This window comes from Terrihabitans aquatilis (assembly GCF_052542005.1).
The window spans coordinates 1096153-1112451 of sequence record NZ_JBOCUO010000001.1 but is presented as its reverse complement, the minus strand read 5'-3'; the positions used below and the strand labels follow the sequence as shown (position 1 = coordinate 1112451).

The 16299-nt window shown below is 65.3% G+C and carries 13 protein-coding genes; 6 read left to right on the top strand and 7 right to left on the bottom strand.

The window, feature by feature from the left end:
* Window positions 1–42: 42 nt before the first annotated feature.
* Window positions 43–930, top strand: a complete 888-nt coding sequence (locus ACQ6S1_RS05725) for an N-formylglutamate amidohydrolase (protein WP_445040170.1) — start codon at window positions 43–45, stop codon at window positions 928–930.
* Window positions 931–998: 68 nt separating this feature from the next.
* Window positions 999–1790, top strand: coding sequence for a histidinol-phosphatase (gene hisN / locus ACQ6S1_RS05720; protein ID WP_445040169.1), 792 nt, complete (start codon window positions 999–1001; stop codon window positions 1788–1790).
* Here the strand turns inward: hisN and ACQ6S1_RS05715 are convergent.
* Window positions 1787–2791, bottom strand: coding sequence for an alpha/beta fold hydrolase (locus ACQ6S1_RS05715; RefSeq protein WP_445040168.1), 1005 nt, complete (start codon window positions 2789–2791; stop codon window positions 1787–1789). The genes hisN and ACQ6S1_RS05715 overlap by 4 nt on opposite strands.
* Before the next feature lie 107 nt (window positions 2792–2898).
* Between ACQ6S1_RS05715 and ACQ6S1_RS05710 the strand changes: the two genes are divergently transcribed.
* Both ACQ6S1_RS05710 and ACQ6S1_RS05705 read left to right on the top strand, forming a co-directional pair.
* Window positions 2899–3372, top strand: a complete 474-nt coding sequence (locus tag ACQ6S1_RS05710; RefSeq protein ID WP_445040167.1) for an Hsp20 family protein — start codon at window positions 2899–2901, stop codon at window positions 3370–3372.
* Between the two features lie 168 nt (window positions 3373–3540).
* Window positions 3541–3876, top strand: a complete 336-nt coding sequence (locus ACQ6S1_RS05705; RefSeq protein ID WP_445040166.1) for a hypothetical protein — start codon at window positions 3541–3543, stop codon at window positions 3874–3876.
* A gap of 81 nt (window positions 3877–3957) precedes the next feature.
* Here ACQ6S1_RS05705 and ACQ6S1_RS05700 read toward each other — a convergent pair whose 3' ends face one another.
* The 3 genes from ACQ6S1_RS05700 to ACQ6S1_RS05690 all read right to left on the bottom strand — a co-directional run bounded on the left by ACQ6S1_RS05700 (window position 3958) and on the right by ACQ6S1_RS05690 (window position 5855).
* The gene (locus ACQ6S1_RS05700; RefSeq protein WP_445040165.1) at window positions 3958–4170 is read right to left on the bottom strand and encodes a hypothetical protein; all 213 of its coding nucleotides are present in this window, start codon (window positions 4168–4170) and stop codon (window positions 3958–3960) included.
* 131 nt (window positions 4171–4301) lie between these two features.
* A complete protein-coding gene (locus tag ACQ6S1_RS05695; RefSeq protein ID WP_445040164.1) occupies window positions 4302–4865 on the bottom strand; it encodes an ATP-binding protein in 564 nt (187 codons plus the stop codon).
* An 81-nt stretch (window positions 4866–4946) separates the two neighbouring features.
* Entirely contained in the window at window positions 4947–5855 is a 909-nt protein-coding gene (locus ACQ6S1_RS05690) for a type VI immunity family protein (protein WP_445040163.1), read from the bottom strand.
* A 412-nt stretch (window positions 5856–6267) separates the two neighbouring features.
* Here ACQ6S1_RS05690 and gltB point away from each other — a divergent pair, with 412 nt between their 5' ends.
* Together gltB and ACQ6S1_RS05680 are read left to right on the top strand one after the other, a co-directional pair.
* Entirely contained in the window at window positions 6268–10968 is a 4701-nt protein-coding gene (gltB, locus tag ACQ6S1_RS05685) for a glutamate synthase large subunit (protein WP_445040162.1), read from the top strand.
* Window positions 10969–11084: 116 nt separating this feature from the next.
* Complete coding sequence (locus ACQ6S1_RS05680) at window positions 11085–12506, top strand: glutamate synthase subunit beta (RefSeq protein WP_445040161.1); 1422 nt, start codon at window positions 11085–11087, stop codon at window positions 12504–12506.
* Between the two features lie 72 nt (window positions 12507–12578).
* Here ACQ6S1_RS05680 and ACQ6S1_RS05675 read toward each other — a convergent pair whose 3' ends face one another.
* The 3 genes from ACQ6S1_RS05675 to galE form a co-directional block, all read right to left on the bottom strand.
* Window positions 12579–13829, bottom strand: coding sequence for an SGNH/GDSL hydrolase family protein (locus ACQ6S1_RS05675; protein WP_445040160.1), 1251 nt, complete (start codon window positions 13827–13829; stop codon window positions 12579–12581).
* A 60-nt stretch (window positions 13830–13889) separates the two neighbouring features.
* Entirely contained in the window at window positions 13890–15131 is a 1242-nt protein-coding gene (locus tag ACQ6S1_RS05670) for a lytic murein transglycosylase (protein WP_445040159.1), read from the bottom strand.
* 105 nt (window positions 15132–15236) lie between these two features.
* Window positions 15237–16232: a UDP-glucose 4-epimerase GalE gene (gene galE, locus ACQ6S1_RS05665; protein WP_445040158.1), complete on the bottom strand. Its 996-nt coding sequence runs from the start codon at window positions 16230–16232 to the stop codon at window positions 15237–15239.
* Window positions 16233–16299: the final 67 nt, after the last annotated feature.

The window sequence follows — 16299 nt, the reverse complement described above, 5'->3', positions numbered from 1 at the left end:
GTTCTGCTAAGCCTTGGCGATTGATCCGGACCCGATTGCTCCATGCACGATTTGGCCGCCGAGCCGTTTCCGCCTTTCGAAATCGTCGAACCGCCAACGCTCGCGGCCCCCGTCGTGCTGAACTCGCCGCATTCCGGCGCGCATTACCCGCCGGCCTTCCTGGCCTCGACCCGTCTGGATCCGCTCAGCCTGCGGCGCTCCGAAGATGCCTTCGTGGATGATCTGTTCCGCCCCTCGGTGCGGTTGGGCGTGCCCCTGATGCGTGCGCTGTTCCCGCGCGCTTTCCTCGATCTCAACCGCGAGGCCTACGAACTCGATCCGCGCATGTTCGACGGGCGGCTGCCTTCCTATGCCAACACCCGCTCGCTGCGGGTGGCCGGAGGGCTCGGCACGATCGCGCGCATCGTGGGAGACGCGCAGGAGATCTATCCCGGCCGCCTGCCGGTGGAGGAGGCGCTGCGCCGCATAGACCTCTATTACATGCCCTACCACACCGCGTTGAAACGCCTCCTGGGCGGCGTGCGCCAGCAATGGGGCCATGCGGTGCTGCTCGATTGCCATTCCATGCCCTCGTCCGGCACCGGCCGCGATGAGCGCCAGCGCACCGACATCGTGCTGGGCGATCGCTACGGCACGAGCTGTTCGGCGGCGCTGACCGACCTCGCCGAAGTGGGGCTGAGGGGGCTCGGCCTCACGGTGTCGCGCAACCGGCCCTATGCGGGCGGCTATATCACCGAGCATTACGGCCGGCCGCTCGGCGGCGTGCACGCGCTCCAGATCGAGATCAACCGCGCGCTCTACATGGACGAGAAGCGGCATGAGCGGACCTCGGGTTTCGCGCCGCTCGCCAGCGTTCTGACGGCGTTCGTCGAACAGATCGTGGCGTTCAGCCAATCGGGGCTGGAAGCGCCACGCGCCGCGGCCGAATAAGGTTTCGAAGCGGCTTTCGCGCGTTGCCCACTTCGCTTAATCCTGCCCGGGGTGAAGATGAGGCGGCGATGACGGCGGTTGATTTCGAGGCGTTCGTGGAGCGCCTGGCGCAGGTGGCCGGGGAAGCGGTGATGCCGTTCTTCCGCACCATGATCGGTGTCGAGGACAAAGGCGGGCTCGGCCGGTTCGACCCCGTGACGGCCGCCGACCGCGCCGGCGAAAGCGCGATGCGGCAGCTCATCAAATCCACCTTTCCCGGACACGGCATCGTCGGCGAGGAATTCGGCAACGAGAACGAAGACGCCGAATATGTCTGGGTTCTCGATCCGATCGATGGCACGCGCGGCTTCATCTCCGGCCTGCCGACCTGGGGCACGCTGATCGGCCTTCTGCGGCACGGCGCGCCCGTCTACGGCATGATGAGCCAGCCCTTCACGAAGGAGCGTTTCCTGGGCGGCAGCGGCACGGCACGCACGCGCGGCCCGCTGGGCGAGCGGCGGCTGCGGACACGAAGCTGTGCAGGACTGGCCGAGGCCACCCTGTCCTCGACCTCGCCCCGCCTGTTCGCGGGCGACGACCTCAAGGCCTTCGAGGCGGTGGAGGCTGTCGCACGGCACACCCGCTATGGCGGCGATTGCTATGCCTATTGCATGCTGGCGGCCGGGCAGATCGATCTCGTCATCGAAGTGGGGCTCAAGCCTTACGACATCGTGGCGCTGATCCCCGTCATCGAGGGCGCGGGCGGCATCATCACCGGCTGGGACGGCGGTGCGGCGGCCGGCGGTGGCCGGGTGGTCGCGGCCGGCGACAAGCGCGTGCACGCCGCGGTGATGGAGGTGCTGAACGCACCCGCCGGCTAGTCCGGAAAGGTGGGGCTGCCGGGCACGAAGGCTTCCAGGGCGGCCAGGAAGGCCTGGCGCACCGGCTCGCGTTCCATCATCAGCTCGTGGCGCGCGGCGGGCAGAGTGACGACGCTGGCCGTGCGCATCTGCGCGGCGAGCGCGGCCATGGCGCGGTTCGACACGATGCTATCCTCGCCGGCGGCGATGAACAGGGTGGGCGTGCGCATCTGCGCGATCTTTTCGGGATCTCGGAACATGTCCGTGGCCCCATGCGCGGCGCGCAGCCAGCCGAGCGATGGGGCGCCCAGCGGGAGATGCGGGGCGGCCTTTTCCAGCGCGGCGATGCGGTGAAAGCGGGCCTCGTCTCCCGTCAGCGGGTTGCCCGCGAAGGGGCGGGAATAGGACGAATTGTTGGTGCCGCCCGGCACGCACAGGCTGCCGCAGCCCAGTGCGCTCGCAAGAGCGGCGAGGCGGCGGACGATTCCCAAATCCGGCAGACCGCACAGCGCGATCATGGGTGCGGCCAGCACGATGCGGTCCCACCAGGTGGTGCGGCGGCGCGCGGCCTCCAGCACGATGGCGCCCGCCATGGAATGGGCCAGCGCGAAATGCGGCGGGCGGCAATCCGGACGCACGAAATCTTCCATGAAGACGTCGAGATCGCGCTGGAAATCGGCGAAGCGGCGGATGTGGCCGCGCCTCCTGTTGCGGCCGGAGCGTTGCGAGCCGCCCTGTCCGCGCCAATCGAGCGCGGCGACGTCGAAGCCGCGCCGGTTCAGCTCGCGGATGAGCTCGTAATATTTTTCGATGTATTCGGCGCGGCCCTGAAACAGACAGATCGTTCCCTTGAACGGCACGCCGGACGTGGCCGGGAAGCGCGCGGCGCGCAGCTCCACGCCGTCGGCGGCCTTGAGAGGCACCACGAGCGCGCCCTCCGGCGCGGGATTATCGGCGGTCGAAAAAAGCGGAACGGGCGTCATCTGGATTTCGCGGGGAGGGGTCTTGCGGGCCGTTTTCATGCTTACCACATGGGTGATGCACAGGCCCGAACGGGGTGTGCAAGACCAAAATAAAGGTCCGGCCATGATGGCGGACCGACATTGCATCGCTTTACGGAGGATGTGACATGCGTGCTTTCGACCCCACCCCCCTTTACCGCTCCACCGTCGGCTTCGACCGACTGTTTTCGCTGCTCGATCAGTTCGGCACCGCCGAGGCGCAGGCCGCGCCGGGCTATCCGCCGTACAACATCGAGCGTCTCGGCGACAACGAATACCGCATTTCCATCGCGGTTGCCGGTTTCGGTGAGTCCGACCTCAACATCGAGGTCAAGGAGAACGCCCTGACGGTGTCCGGCGACCGGAAGTCCGAGCAGAACCGTGGCGAGATCCTGCATCAGGGCATCGCCGCCCGCGCGTTCGAACGGCGCTTCCAGCTGGCCGATTACGTGCAGGTGAAGGGCGCAAGCCTCGAAAACGGCCTGCTCCACATCGAGCTCGTGCGTGAGGTGCCGGAGGCCAAGAAGCCCCGCACCATCCAGATCGGCACCGGCTCGGCGGAGGCTTCCCGGCCGCAGGTGATCGAGAACAAGGCTGCCTGATCGACCAGGTTTGCGTGTGAATGGGGCGCCCCGGGAAACCGGGGCGCTTTTTGTTGCGGCGCGAGCGTCTTGACCGGGCCATTGGGGCCGCTTACCTCCTCGCGCGGGATCATCCCGGACGCTCGCGGCCGGCCCGGCTAAATTTTGAAGGCATTTCGGAAGGAAACGATGATGAACGCTGCCCAGCACAAGCCCGTGACCGAGTTCCTGGAAAAGGCCACCGCCCTCATCGGCGAAGGGCGCTATCGCGAAGCGTCGGAAGCGTTCGTGACCTTCGAGAAGGAGAATCCCACCTCGGATTATCAGGTGCTGGAAGCCGTTCCCTTCCGTGTCCAGAACCATATCGAGAAGAGCAACAGCGCCACGGCCTTCACCAAGTTCACGCTGCGCAATCCGACCTGGAGCACCGAAATCGTGGCCGCGTTCCGCGAGCCGGCGAAGTTCGACGATTACGTGAAGGGCGTCGAGGCCAAGGTGAAGGAACTGACCGCCAAGGCGGCCTGAGCGCGGCTCACCTTTCCGGTTTCAGAAGCATTCGGCCCCCGGCATGTCCGGGGGCTTTTTCGTGCGTAATGGCCGGGCCGCTCAGCCGAGCCGCGGATAATCGACGCGCTCGAAGGTCTGGAAGCCCATTCCGTGCTTGTGGACGCAGCTGAACTCGCACGCCAGCGTGTTGATGCGGCGCGCCCGCTCCGCCGGCGTACCGGGAATATTCGCGTCGAGCCATTCATCCGTCACGGTGAGGGTCATGCCCGATTTGAGAAGGGTCAGAATGCGGGTCAGTTCCTGAGTGTCCATTCAAAGCCTCGCCATGATGCAAGACGGCTATAGCATTTGGCGTCGGGAAGTCATCCCTTGCTCCCCGGATGGCATGACGTCAGAGCGCGCCTGAAGAAAACCAACACTTGCCGGACGTTGTCGCGGCCCGATCAATTGGTTTTCGCGGGGTGGGAGAGGTGTTCCCGCACATAGCGGGTCAGTTCATCGGTTGGGCAATCGCCCTGAAGACGCAGTACCTGGGCGGACTGTTGCTTCAACCAAGCCTCGTGGCGTGCAAGGCTGCGGCCGTTGAACGAGCCGTCCTCATAGCGCGAAGCCCAGTCCCGGAAGGCCAGATGCGCCTCATGCATATCTCCGCCCGGCAAGATGCGTGCGCCGTGCCGGACGGCCTCACGCTGGTCGAGGCGTTGAAGCCGGATGTTTGCAGGCGTCTGAAGAAACACGATCAAATCGACGTCACGGATCAGGGCGTCGCCCCAGCCGATGAACGATCCGCTCAATATCCAACCCTGGGTTTCGTTTTGCCGGTTCTGGATCAGGCGGACACGGTCTTCCGGCGGACGTTTCTTGGTGTAGGGCGGATCGGTCGGCATCCAGTAGAAATCGTCGACGTCGAGCTGCGGAACTTGGAAGTATTCGGCCAGCGCAGCGCCAAGAGTCGAAACGCCCGCGCACGACGCGCCGATCACGTATATTCGCCGCTGATCAGCCATGCGAAACCCGGGAAGTGTTGATAATGATCCGGCGACCACTCTGCGTCGGTGATGCCGAAGGTGGCGTCGCGCCTGCCGCGATCAATCCTTAGGAAAGAAGCGCCAGTAATAGCGTTTCGACCCAGCCTCATCACCCTGAAACGGCAGGCTTCCTATAAAGTAGTCCGGATAGCGCAGCTGGTGCAGGATGCGGCCAGCCTGATGATAGGCCGAGATATCCTCGTCCGCATCGCCCCAAACGGGGTTCTGGCCAAGGCGAATCATGAGGCCTGAGGGCATCTCGATCACCTCCGCCTGAGGCGGTAGTTCCTCACGTATCTGGCCCGGCGCGGGCAGGCGCTCAGCGAGCCTGGATCCAAGAAGCGTTAGCCAGCCGATGTCGAGCAGACCGGGTTTGTCGTCTTCGGTGAGGTAACCGGCGCGGCGGCCGTTCCCCATGCCTGCCTCTGTCATCGCCACATGAAAGAGCTCGATGTTGATGGCGAGGGCTGCCTGAAAGCGGCGTGTGGAGGGCTCGATCGCCCTGTAGAGCGCGATGTTCAGGCCCGGGTCCGGGCAGAATCCATAACCCGCGAAGCCCGCGATCAAGGGAGCATCGGAAAGAATGAAACGGAGCTGCTCGATACAGGCAAGGAGATTATCAGGCGCTTCCGGCAGGGCGATGTCGATCGCGTAGGATTGGGACTGCTGCCAAAGCCCGAAATAGGGGAGTCCGAACCTGTCATGGTCTCCTGGTTTTGGACCTTCGAAACGAAATCCAAAGGCTGCGGCAGGCGCCTTGGCCAGCCCCTTATCCAGAACGTCGAAATGCGCCGGCTTCACCGCGATTTCTCGCCTCTGAGGCGCAAGGAAGGTGGATGAGAACTTTCCGAACCCGTCTCCGCACAGCCCGTGCGCCCAGGCCAAAAGCGAGCGTGCCGTGTTCGGGTTGGACTTGACCTTTCCTTCCAGGCAAAGGCCGATGCGAAAGCCGGCTGCCGCAACTAGCACGCCTGCCTCATTTCTGATGTCCGACGGCAATTTCTCGCTCCTCTCCCGAAGACCGGATGGTTTGATCGGCCCTGCGAATGACGCCTCGGCAATATCCTGTTTTATGCGAGGCTTCGCCATGGGGAGTTCCCGTGGGGCGGCCTCAAAAAACGGACTAGAACCCCTCCAAAACACGCTTGTGTTCCAAATCTGTTTCGCGTAGTTTCCCGCCCGCTGAATAGGACAGGTGTGCTGTCCGTTTTGCGTCCAGGTGGAACCGTTCTATCCTGTCGGCCCGTATCGCGGGACCGGGCGGAGAGGTGTCGCCTGGATGTGCCTGTCGGAAGCGGCCGAAGAGCCGCCGCAGGGCACCGGATTTGGGACGCGGTCGGGGCGGGGGCGCTTCGGACCTGCTTGTGAAGGGTTGAAGGCCATGACCAGGATTTATCCTGACGAAAGCACGCTGCCGTGGGGCTCGCTGAGCACTGCCGCGCGCGATCCGAACATGCCCGCGAAGCATGGCCTGTACGACCCGAAGAACGAGCATGACAGCTGCGGCGTCGGCTTCATCGCGCACATGAAGAATGTGGCCTCCCACGACATCGTGGAGAAGGGGCTGCACATCCTCGCCAACCTCGAGCATCGCGGCGCCGTGGGCGCGGACGAGCGCGCGGGCGACGGCGTGGGCATCCTGGTTCAGATCCCGCACAAATTCTTCCGCGCGGAAGCCGAGCGGCTGGGCTTTGCCCTGCCTGAGCCCGGCCAGTATGCCGTCGGCCACATCTTCATGCCGCGCGACGCCGAAGGCCAGCGAATCATCCGTGAAACATTTGCGAAAGTGGTCGCGGACGAAGGGCAGGTCCTGCTCGGCTGGCGTGACGTGCCGACCGACAATTCCACGCTGGGCTATTCCGTGCTGCCCACCGAGCCGCACCACGCGCAGATCTTCATCGGACGCGGAGCGGGCGTAACGGACGAGGGCGATTTCGAGCGCAAGCTCTATATCCTGCGCAAGCATGTCTCGAACACGCTGTATCGTGCCGCCGACCCGTGCACGCGCGGCTATTATGCCGTGTCGCTGTCGTGCCGCACGCTGGTTTACAAGGGCATGTTCCTGTCGGATCAGGTGGGCGTGTATTACCCCGATCTGCGGCATCCGGATTTCGAGAGCGCGCTCGCGCTGGTGCATCAGCGCTTCTCCACGAACACCTTCCCCTCGTGGCAGCTGTCGCACCCCTACCGGATGGTGGCGCACAACGGCGAGATCAACACGCTGCGCGGCAATGTGAACTGGATGGCGGCGCGGCAGGCGTCGGTGTCGTCGCCGCTGTTCGGCGAGGACATCGAGAAGCTGTGGCCCATCTCGTATGAGGGCCAGTCGGATACCGCGTGCTTCGACAACGCGCTCGAATTCCTGGTGCAGGGCGGCTACAGCCTCGCGCATGCGGCGATGATGCTGATCCCCGAGGCGTGGGCCGGCCATCCGCACATGGAAGAAGACCGCCGCGCCTTCTACGAATATCACGCCGCGCTGATGGAGCCGTGGGACGGTCCCGCCGCCATGGCCTTCACCGACGGCCGCCAGATCGGCGCGACGCTCGACCGCAACGGCCTGCGCCCGGCGCGCTATTTTGTGACGAGCGACGACCTGGTCGTGATGGCGTCCGAGATGGGCGTGCTGGAACTGCCGGAAGAGAGCATCGTCACGAAGTGGCGCCTGCAGCCCGGCCGCATGCTGCTGATCGACCTGCAGGAAGGGCGCATCGTCTCGGACGACGAGGTGAAGGCGCAGCTTGCCGCCGCGCATCCTTACAAGGACTGGCTGGCGAAGACGCAGATCCAGCTGGAAGACCTCGACAAGGTGTCGAGCGCGCCGGACTGGACGAGCGACGTGCCGCTGCTCGATCGCCAGCAGGCGTTCGGCTACACCGACGAAGACCTCAAGCTTCTGATGTCGCCGATGGCGATGACGGGACAGGAGGCCGTGGGCTCGATGGGCACGGACACCCCCATCTCGCCGCTCTCGGTGCATTCGAAGCCGCTCTACACCTATTTCAAACAATTGTTTGCGCAGGTGACGAACCCGCCGATCGATCCGATCCGCGAAGAGCTGGTGATGAGCCTCGTGTCCTTCATCGGACCGCGGCCGAACATCCTCGACCATGAGGGCACCGCCAACCGGAAGCGGCTGGAAGTGCGCCAGCCCATCCTGACCAATGCCGATCTTGAGAAGATCCGCCACATCTCGGATGTGGAGCCCAGCTTCTCGACCTGCACGCTCGACATCACCTATCCGGTGGAGGCGGGGGCCGAGGGCATGGAGGCCGCGCTCGAGGCCCTGTGCACCGACGCCGAGACGGCGGTGGCCGAGGGCCGCAACATCATCGTCCTGTCCGACCGGAAAGTGGGGGCGGACCGCATCGCCATCCCCGCGCTGCTGGCGACGGCGGCGGTGCATCACGATCTGATCCGCAAGGGGCTTCGCACCTCGGTCGGCCTTGTGGTCGAATCGGGCGAGCCGCGCGAGGTGCATCATTTCGCGTGTCTGGCGGGCTATGGCGCGGAGGCGATCAACCCCTATCTCGCGTTCGAGACGATCGTTCAGATGCACAAGGCCGGCGAGTTCCCGCCGGAAGTCTCCGAGTATGAGGCGGTTTCGCGCTTCAGCAAGGCGGTCGGCAAGGGGCTGCTGAAGGTGGCGTCCAAGCTCGGCATCTCGACTTATCAGAGCTATTGCGGCGCGCAGATCTTCGACGCGGTGGGCCTCAAGAGCGAATTCGTGGATCGCTATTTCCGCGGCACCTCGACCTCGATCGAAGGTGTGGGGCTGGCCGAGATCGCCGAAGAGACGGTGCGTCGCCATCGCGACGCGTTCAGCAATGTGCAGATCCTGCGCAACGCGCTGGAAGTGGGCGGCGAATACGCGTTGCGCATGCGGGGCGAAAACCACGCCTGGACCGCGAATACGGTGCGCGACCTTCAGCACGCGGTGCGCGGCAACAGCCAGGATCGCTACCGCGCGTTCGCCCAGCAGATCAACGAATGCGTCGACCAGCCGCTGACCATCCGTGCGCTGTTCGATCTCAAGACGGCGGAAGATGACGGCCGCACGGCCGTGCCGCTCGACGAGGTGGAGAGCGCCGCCGACATCGTGAAGCGGTTTTCGACCGGCGCGATGAGCTTCGGCTCGATCAGCCGCGAGGCGCACACCACGCTCGCCATTGCCATGAACCGCATCGGCGGCAAGTCCAACACCGGCGAGGGCGGCGAGGAGCCGGACCGTTTCCGGCCGATGGACAATGGCGACAGCATGCGCTCGGCCATCAAGCAGGTGGCGTCGGGCCGGTTCGGAGTGACGGCGGAATATCTCGCCAATTCCGACATGATCCAGATCAAGATGGCGCAGGGCGCGAAGCCCGGCGAAGGCGGTCAGCTGCCCGGTCACAAGGTCGATGGCATCGTCGCCAAGGTGCGGCATTCGACGCCGGGCGTGGGCCTCATCTCTCCGCCGCCGCACCACGACATCTATTCGATCGAGGATCTGGCGCAGCTGATCTACGATCTGAAGAACGTCAATCCGCGCGCGGCGGTGTCGGTGAAGCTGGTGTCCGAAATGGGCGTCGGCACGGTGGCTGCGGGCGTTGCCAAGGCGCGCGCCGACCATGTGACGATCTCGGGCTTCGACGGCGGCACGGGTGCTTCCCCGCTGACCTCGATCAAGCATGCCGGCTCGCCCTGGGAAATCGGCCTCGCCGAAACGCACCAGACGCTGGTGAAGAACGAATTGCGCGGCCGCATCGCCGTGCAGGTGGACGGTGGCCTCAAGACCGGCCGCGACGTGGTGATCGGCGCGCTCCTGGGCGCCGACGAGTTCGGCTTCGCCACCGCGCCGCTGATCGCGGCGGGCTGCATCATGATGCGCAAATGCCATCTGAACACCTGCCCGGTGGGCGTGGCGACGCAGGACCCGGTGCTGCGCAAGCGCTTCACCGGCCTGCCGGAGCATGTGGTCAATTACTTCTTCTTCGTGGCGGAAGAGGTGCGCGAGATCATGGCGTCCCTCGGCTATCGCCGCCTCGAGGAGATGGTGGGCCAGATCCAGATGCTGGACCGCTCGCGCGTGATCGAGCATTGGAAGGCGCAGGGCCTCGATTTCTCGCGGCTGTTCGAGAAGCCGGTGCCGGGCGAGGGTGTGGCCATCCGCCATGTCGAGGCGCAGAACCATCATCTGGAGAAGGTGCTGGATCGTGGGCTGATCGCGCAGGCGCAGCCGGCGCTGGAGCGCGGCGAGAAGGTCGCGATCGAAACCGCGATCTGCAACATCAACCGGTCCGCCGGCGCGATGCTGTCGGGTGAGGTTGCGGCCCGCTACGGACATGCGGGCCTGCCGGACGACACGATCCATGTGAATCTGAAAGGCACGGCCGGCCAGAGCTTCGGCGCATGGCTTGCGCAGGGCGTGACGTTCGATCTCGAGGGCGTTGCCAACGATTATGTCGGCAAGGGCCTTGCCGGTGGGCGGATCGTGGTGCGGCCGCCGGCCCATTCGGGCATCGTGCCCGAGGAATCGATCATTGTCGGCAACACCGTTCTCTACGGTGCGATCTCCGGCGAGGTCTATTTCCGCGGCGTGGCGGGCGAGCGGTTCGCCGTTCGCAATTCCGGCGCCATCGCGGTGGTGGAAGGCACAGGCGACCATGGCTGCGAGTACATGACGGGCGGCGTGGTCGTGGTGCTTGGCGGAACGGGCCGCAATTTCGCGGCCGGCATGTCGGGCGGCGTCGCCTATGTGCTGGACGAGGACGGCACGTTCGAGAAGCGGTGCAACATGTCGATGGTGGAATTCGAGCCGGTGCTCGAAGAAGCCGAACTGCTGGAGCGCGTCCACCATCAGGGCGGCGACCTGCTGTTCCCCGGCCGCGTGGAGCTGCTGAGCAACATGACGGGCCGTGATGCCGAGCGCCTGATGCAGCTGATCTGCAATCACGAACGCTATACGGGCTCGGCCAAGGCGAAGACGATCCTCGACAATTGGGCCGAGTATCGCGGCAAGTTCATCAAGGTGATGCCGGTGGAATATCGCCGCGCATTGGCCGAGATGGAGAAGGCGCAGCAGCTCGTGGCGGCGGAATAGACCGCGGCGTCAGATGAAGAACACGGACGCGGCTTGAGGCCGCGTCTCCGGACAGGTGGGCGCGCACGCGCAGGTGATGCGCGGCGCTGCGCCAGAGAATGTGGGCGGGCAGGACAATGGGCAAGATCACGGGCTTCCTGGAGATCGAGCGGCAGGATCGCACCTACGAGCCGGTGGCCGAGCGCGTGCGCGATTATCGCGAATTCGTGGTGCCGCTGGGCGACGAGGGCACGAAGACGCAGGCGGCGCGCTGCATGGATTGCGGCATCCCGTACTGCCACAATGGCTGCCCGGTGCATAACCAGATCCCGGACTGGAACGACCTCGTCTATCACGACGATTGGGAGGAGGCGGCCCGCAACCTGCACTCCACCAACAATTTCCCGGAATTCACCGGCCGTGTCTGCCCGGCTCCGTGCGAGGCGTCCTGCACGCTGAACCTCATCGACCAGCCGGTCACGATCAAGACCATCGAATGCGCCATTGCCGACAAGGCCTGGGAGAACGGCTGGCTGGGGCCGGTGTCGCTGCGCGAGAAGACCGGGCGGCGTGTGGCCGTCATCGGTTCCGGCCCGGCCGGCATGGCGGCGGCGCAGCAATTGGCTCGCGCGGGGCACGATGTGCATGTGTTCGAGAAGAACGCGCGCGCCGGCGGCCTGCTGCGCTATGGCATCCCCGACTTCAAAATGGAAAAGCACATCATCGACCGCCGGGTGCGGCAGATGGAGGAGGAGGGTGTCACCTTCCATTACGGTGTGAATGTCGGCGTCGACATGCCCGCCGCGAAGCTGTCCGAGGACTACGATTCCGTCATCCTGACCGGCGGTTCGGAGACGCCGCGCGATCTGCCGGTGCCGGGCCGCGAGCTTTCGGGCGTGTATTTCGCCATGGACTTCCTGGCGCAGTCGAACCGCCGCGTCTCGGGCGAAAACACCGATGTGCGCGACCCGATTCTGGCCACGGGCAAGAATGTGGTGGTGATCGGCGGCGGCGATACCGGCTCGGACTGCATCGGCACCTCGGTGCGTCAGGGTGCGGTGTCGGTGACGCAGCTTGAAATCCTGCCCCTGCCGCCGACCCGCGAGAACAAGCTGATGACCTGGCCGGATTGGCCGCTGAAGCTGCGCACCTCGTCCAGCCATCAGGAAGGCGCAGAGCGCGACTTCGCGGTGCTGACGCAGAGCTTCTCGGGCGAGAACGGCCGCGTAACGGGCCTGAATTGCGTGCGTGTGGATGCGGCCTTCAAGCCCGTGCCCGGCACCGAATTCCATATCCCCGCCGACATCGTGTTTCTCGCAATGGGCTTCGTGCACCCGATCCGCGAGGGCATGCTGACCGAGCTCGGCGTGTCGCTCGACGCGCGCGGCAATGTCATCGCGAATACGAAGAGCTACGAGACCTCGGTCCCGAACGTGTTTGTGGCCGGTGACATGCGACGCGGCCAGTCTCTGGTCGTGTGGGCCATTCGCGAAGGCCGTCAGGCGGCCCATGCGGTGGACGCGTTCCTGATGGGATCCTCGGTGCTGCCGCGCACCTGATGGGATCGCTTCAGGCAAATGTAAAAAGCCCGGCTTCGGCCGGGCTTTTTCGTGAGGTCGTGCCAGGCCGGTTCAGGGCGTGGCGAACGAGTTCCATGTAAAGTCGTCGGCGCGTCCGGGCTTTGAGGCGATCGCCTCGCCCGTGGTCAAGGCGCGGGCCGCGATCTGCGTCTCGGGCGCCAATTGCACGTTTGCCGGAGCCGAGGCCGGCACCAATTGGGCGCCGGGGGTGCGGGGCGCTTCGCCCAGCAGCAGGATGCGGCTGGAACCCGGCGTGATCGGAACCGCCTCGATCTCCTTGGCGACGTCGGCGAGAGCCGTGCCGTCATCTTTCGAGATCAGGTAATTGCGCAATTCCAGCTCGACGTAATGAGCGAGCTTGCCGGCGCCTTCTTCCGTGAAATGGACGCCGTCGGCCGTGCGCAGCCGCACGATCTGGCCGCCGAGATTGGGGCCTTGCGCGGTGAAGGCTTCGTCCTCGTCGACGAAGCCTTCCCAGACGTCGATGAAGGTGGCGCCGAGCGATGTCACCCGCTGCTGGACGAGCTCGTTGAGGAAGGCGTTGTCGGCATTGACGCGGGCGTCGGCGACCGGCGGCAGGCCGACCCACAAAAGAGGGATGCCCTTGAGCCGGAAGGCGAGGGTGATGTCGTCGACGCGGGCGGCGTAGAGGTCGGTCCACGGCGAAATGCCGGAATCCGCGGGCTGCTCGGCCTTGCCTTTCACTGGCGGATCGTCGTGTGGACCCATGAAGACCACTGCGGCGGCCATGGGTGGCGTGCGGTTCAGCACATCGTCGGCGATGGCTTTCCAGCTGCGGTCGGTCTCTTTCAGGAAGCCGACACCGGGACGGATCTCGCGCACCAGCCCCACTTCGGGACGCTCTTCGAGCGCCTGATCGAGACCCTTGGCGAGATCGCGGGCAAGCGAATCACCGAGCACCGCGACGAAGGTGGTCGGCTCCACCTTGCGCTTCGCGGCGGCGGCGGGCGCGGCGGAATCGGTGCGGTTCGTGCGGTTTGGGCGGGGCGTGGCCGAGCGTGGGACCGTGCCGCGGAACTGCTGTCCGGGTCTCGCGCCCGGCGGCTCTTCGCTCCGGCGCGTGCCGAACAGGCGCTCGAAGAAATTGGGGCGGCGCGCTTCCTGAGGGGGGGGCTGCTGAGCCGACCGCTGCTGGACGCGCTGACGCGGCGGCGGCTGCTCCTGGCGCTCGCCGCGCGGCGGGCCGAACAATTGCGCCTCGGCGGGCGTCAGGGGAACGCCCGTCATGATGAGGATGAGGATGACAAGCCCCGCAAGCATGCGCGGGAAAGCCGTGGCCATGTTCCGGTTTCCGCAGGAATTCCCGCCCCCACAGGGGCTGCCTGTCGGGAAGCTACCCGGTCAATAGGCCGTGCGCAAACGCTCCAGCATGGCAAGGCTGCCATTGCCGTTCGGTTCGAGCCCCGCGGCGGCCTGGAACTGGCGGATGGCGGTGCGCGTCTGCGGGCCGAACTTGCCGTCGACCGTGCCGATGGCATAGCCGCGCCGCGACAGATGGGTCTGGATTTCCTCACGCTCCTTCTGCGTCAGCAATTGGTCTTCCGGCCACGGCGTGACGAAGGGGCCGGCGCCACGGATGCGATCGGCGAGATGGCCGACGACAAGGGCGTAATTGTCGGCGTTGTTGTAGCGCTTGATGACGCGGAAATTCGGCAGGACGACGAAAGCGGGGCCGGTGAGACCGCCGGGCAGGATGAGGCGGCCCTGATCGGAAGGGCGGGGGAAGGCCGCGCCGTTGGCGCGCCGCACGCCGAGCGATTGCCATTGGGCAAGACTGGCGGTGCGATTGGCCTGCGCGGCGCTGAAGCCCTGCGGGAGGACGACCTCGTAGCCCCAGGTCTCGCCGGGCCGCCAGCCGTGGACCTTCAGGTAATTGGCGGTGGAGGCGAGCGCATCGGGAATGTTCGTCCAGATGTCGCGGCGGCCGTCGCCGTCGAAATCGGCCGCGTAGGCCTTGAAGCTCGACGGCATGAACTGGGTGTGACCCATCGCGCCCGCCCACGAGCCGATCATGTGCTTGGGATCGGTGTGGCGCTGGGCGAGGATGTCGAGCGCGTGCAGCAATTCCTTGCGGAAATACGCCTCGCGATAGCCGCCATAGGCGAGCGTCGACAGCGCGCGGATGACGGAATGGCCGCCGAGAAAGCCGCCGTAATTGGTCTCGTTGCCCCACACTGAGAGCACGATGAAACGATCGACGCCGTAACGCGCCTCGATGGCGCGCAGGACGCGGTCGAGTTCCTGCGCCTTGGCGCGGCCCTTCTCGATGCGGAGGTCGGAGGCGCGTTTGGAGATGTATTGAGCGGAGGTGGAAGTGAACTCCGCCTGCTTGCGGGTCTGTGCCAGAATCGAGGGATCCGGCGTGACGCCGCGGAAGGCCTCGTTGAAGACCTGACGCGGCACGCCGTGCTTCTGGGCGTCGATCCAGAGGCGGTCGACGAAGTTCTGGAAATTGGCCAGCGCCGGCGCTGCGGCCGAGAACGTGGTTACGGCTGAAACCGCAAGTGCCAGAACGGCACGCCGGAATGCCGGGCGTGCCGAATATCCATGTCCGTGCGGCTGTTCTGCATGCAGACGTCGCATAAGGGGCTGGCTCCATCGTTCGCCGGAATTCCGGCTTGGTTTCCTCTTCCTTAAAACAGCGCCATCATGGTTTCCGTATGGTAAACGCGGCTCGTATTCGGCTGTTTACGATGAACCGATGCCTTGATTGTGAAGACGGCGCTCCCAATCGAGCGCGCCGGCAACGATCCGGTCGAGATCGTCGTGCTCGGGCTGCCAGAGCAGGATGCGCCGGATGCGGTCGGCCTGCGCCACGATCTTGGCCGGATCGCCCGGGCGGCGCGGTGCGAGATTGACGGCGAAGTCGACGCCCGAGACACGCTTCACGGAATCGATCACCTCCAGCACCGAATGGCCGGTGCCGTAGCCGCAATTGAGGGTGAGGCTCTCGCCGCCGTTCTGCAGATGGCGCAGCGCGCACATATGGGCGCTGATGAGATCGGTGACGTGGATGTAATCGCGTACGCAGGTGCCGTCGCGCGTTTCGTAATCGGTTCCGAAGACGTTCATCTCGGCCCGCTGGCCGAGCGCCGTCTGGGTGGCGACCTTGATGAGGTGGGTGGCGTTCGGCATCGACTGGCCGGTGCGGCCCTTCGGATCGGCGCCCGCAACGTTGAAATAGCGCAGCACCACATAGCGCAGATCGTGGGCAAAGGCTGCGTCGCGCAGCATCCATTCCGACATCAGCTTGGATGTGCCGTAGGGCGACATCGGCGCGGGCACTGCGTCCTCGCCCACAGGATTGACGACGGGGTTGCCGTAGACGGCCGCCGTTGACGAGAAGACGATGTTGTGCACGCCCGAGCGGACGGCGGCTTCCAGCAGATTGCGGGTCTTGGCGGTGTTGGCCAGATAATAATGCAGCGGATCGGCCACCGAATCCGGCACCACGATGCGGGCCGCGAAATGGACGATGGCCTCGATCCGGTGTTCGGCGATGATGCGCTCGACGAGCGGTCCGTCGCAGACGTCGCCCTGCACGAACACCGCTTCCGGCGGCACCGCCCAGCGATAACCCGTGGAGAGATCGTCCAGCACGACCACCTGCTCGCCCGCATCGAGCAGTTCGTGAACCATGTGGCTGCCGATATAGCCGGCGCCGCCCGTGACCAGCACTTTCATTAAATATTTCTCCGACACATTCGGACGATACTATGCTGCGGCTTACCATTCTGCATGACGCGCCCTA

Coding starts and splice junctions, on each gene's coding strand:
- ACQ6S1_RS05680 (WP_445040161.1), top strand. CDS start 11,085: ATGGGCAAGATCACGGGCTTCCTGGAGATCGAGCGGCAGGATCGCACC.
- ACQ6S1_RS05715 (WP_445040168.1), bottom strand. CDS start 2,791: ATGAAAACGGCCCGCAAGACCCCTCCCCGCGAAATCCAGATGACGCCC.
- ACQ6S1_RS05670 (WP_445040159.1), bottom strand. CDS start 15,131: ATGCGACGTCTGCATGCAGAACAGCCGCACGGACATGGATATTCGGCA.
- hisN (WP_445040169.1), top strand. CDS start 999: ATGACGGCGGTTGATTTCGAGGCGTTCGTGGAGCGCCTGGCGCAGGTG.
- ACQ6S1_RS05705 (WP_445040166.1), top strand. CDS start 3,541: ATGATGAACGCTGCCCAGCACAAGCCCGTGACCGAGTTCCTGGAAAAG.
- gltB (WP_445040162.1), top strand. CDS start 6,268: ATGACCAGGATTTATCCTGACGAAAGCACGCTGCCGTGGGGCTCGCTG.
- ACQ6S1_RS05710 (WP_445040167.1), top strand. CDS start 2,899: ATGCGTGCTTTCGACCCCACCCCCCTTTACCGCTCCACCGTCGGCTTC.
- ACQ6S1_RS05700 (WP_445040165.1), bottom strand. CDS start 4,170: ATGGACACTCAGGAACTGACCCGCATTCTGACCCTTCTCAAATCGGGC.
- ACQ6S1_RS05675 (WP_445040160.1), bottom strand. CDS start 13,829: ATGGCCACGGCTTTCCCGCGCATGCTTGCGGGGCTTGTCATCCTCATC.
- galE (WP_445040158.1), bottom strand. CDS start 16,232: ATGAAAGTGCTGGTCACGGGCGGCGCCGGCTATATCGGCAGCCACATG.
- ACQ6S1_RS05725 (WP_445040170.1), top strand. CDS start 43: ATGCACGATTTGGCCGCCGAGCCGTTTCCGCCTTTCGAAATCGTCGAA.
- ACQ6S1_RS05695 (WP_445040164.1), bottom strand. CDS start 4,865: ATGGCTGATCAGCGGCGAATATACGTGATCGGCGCGTCGTGCGCGGGC.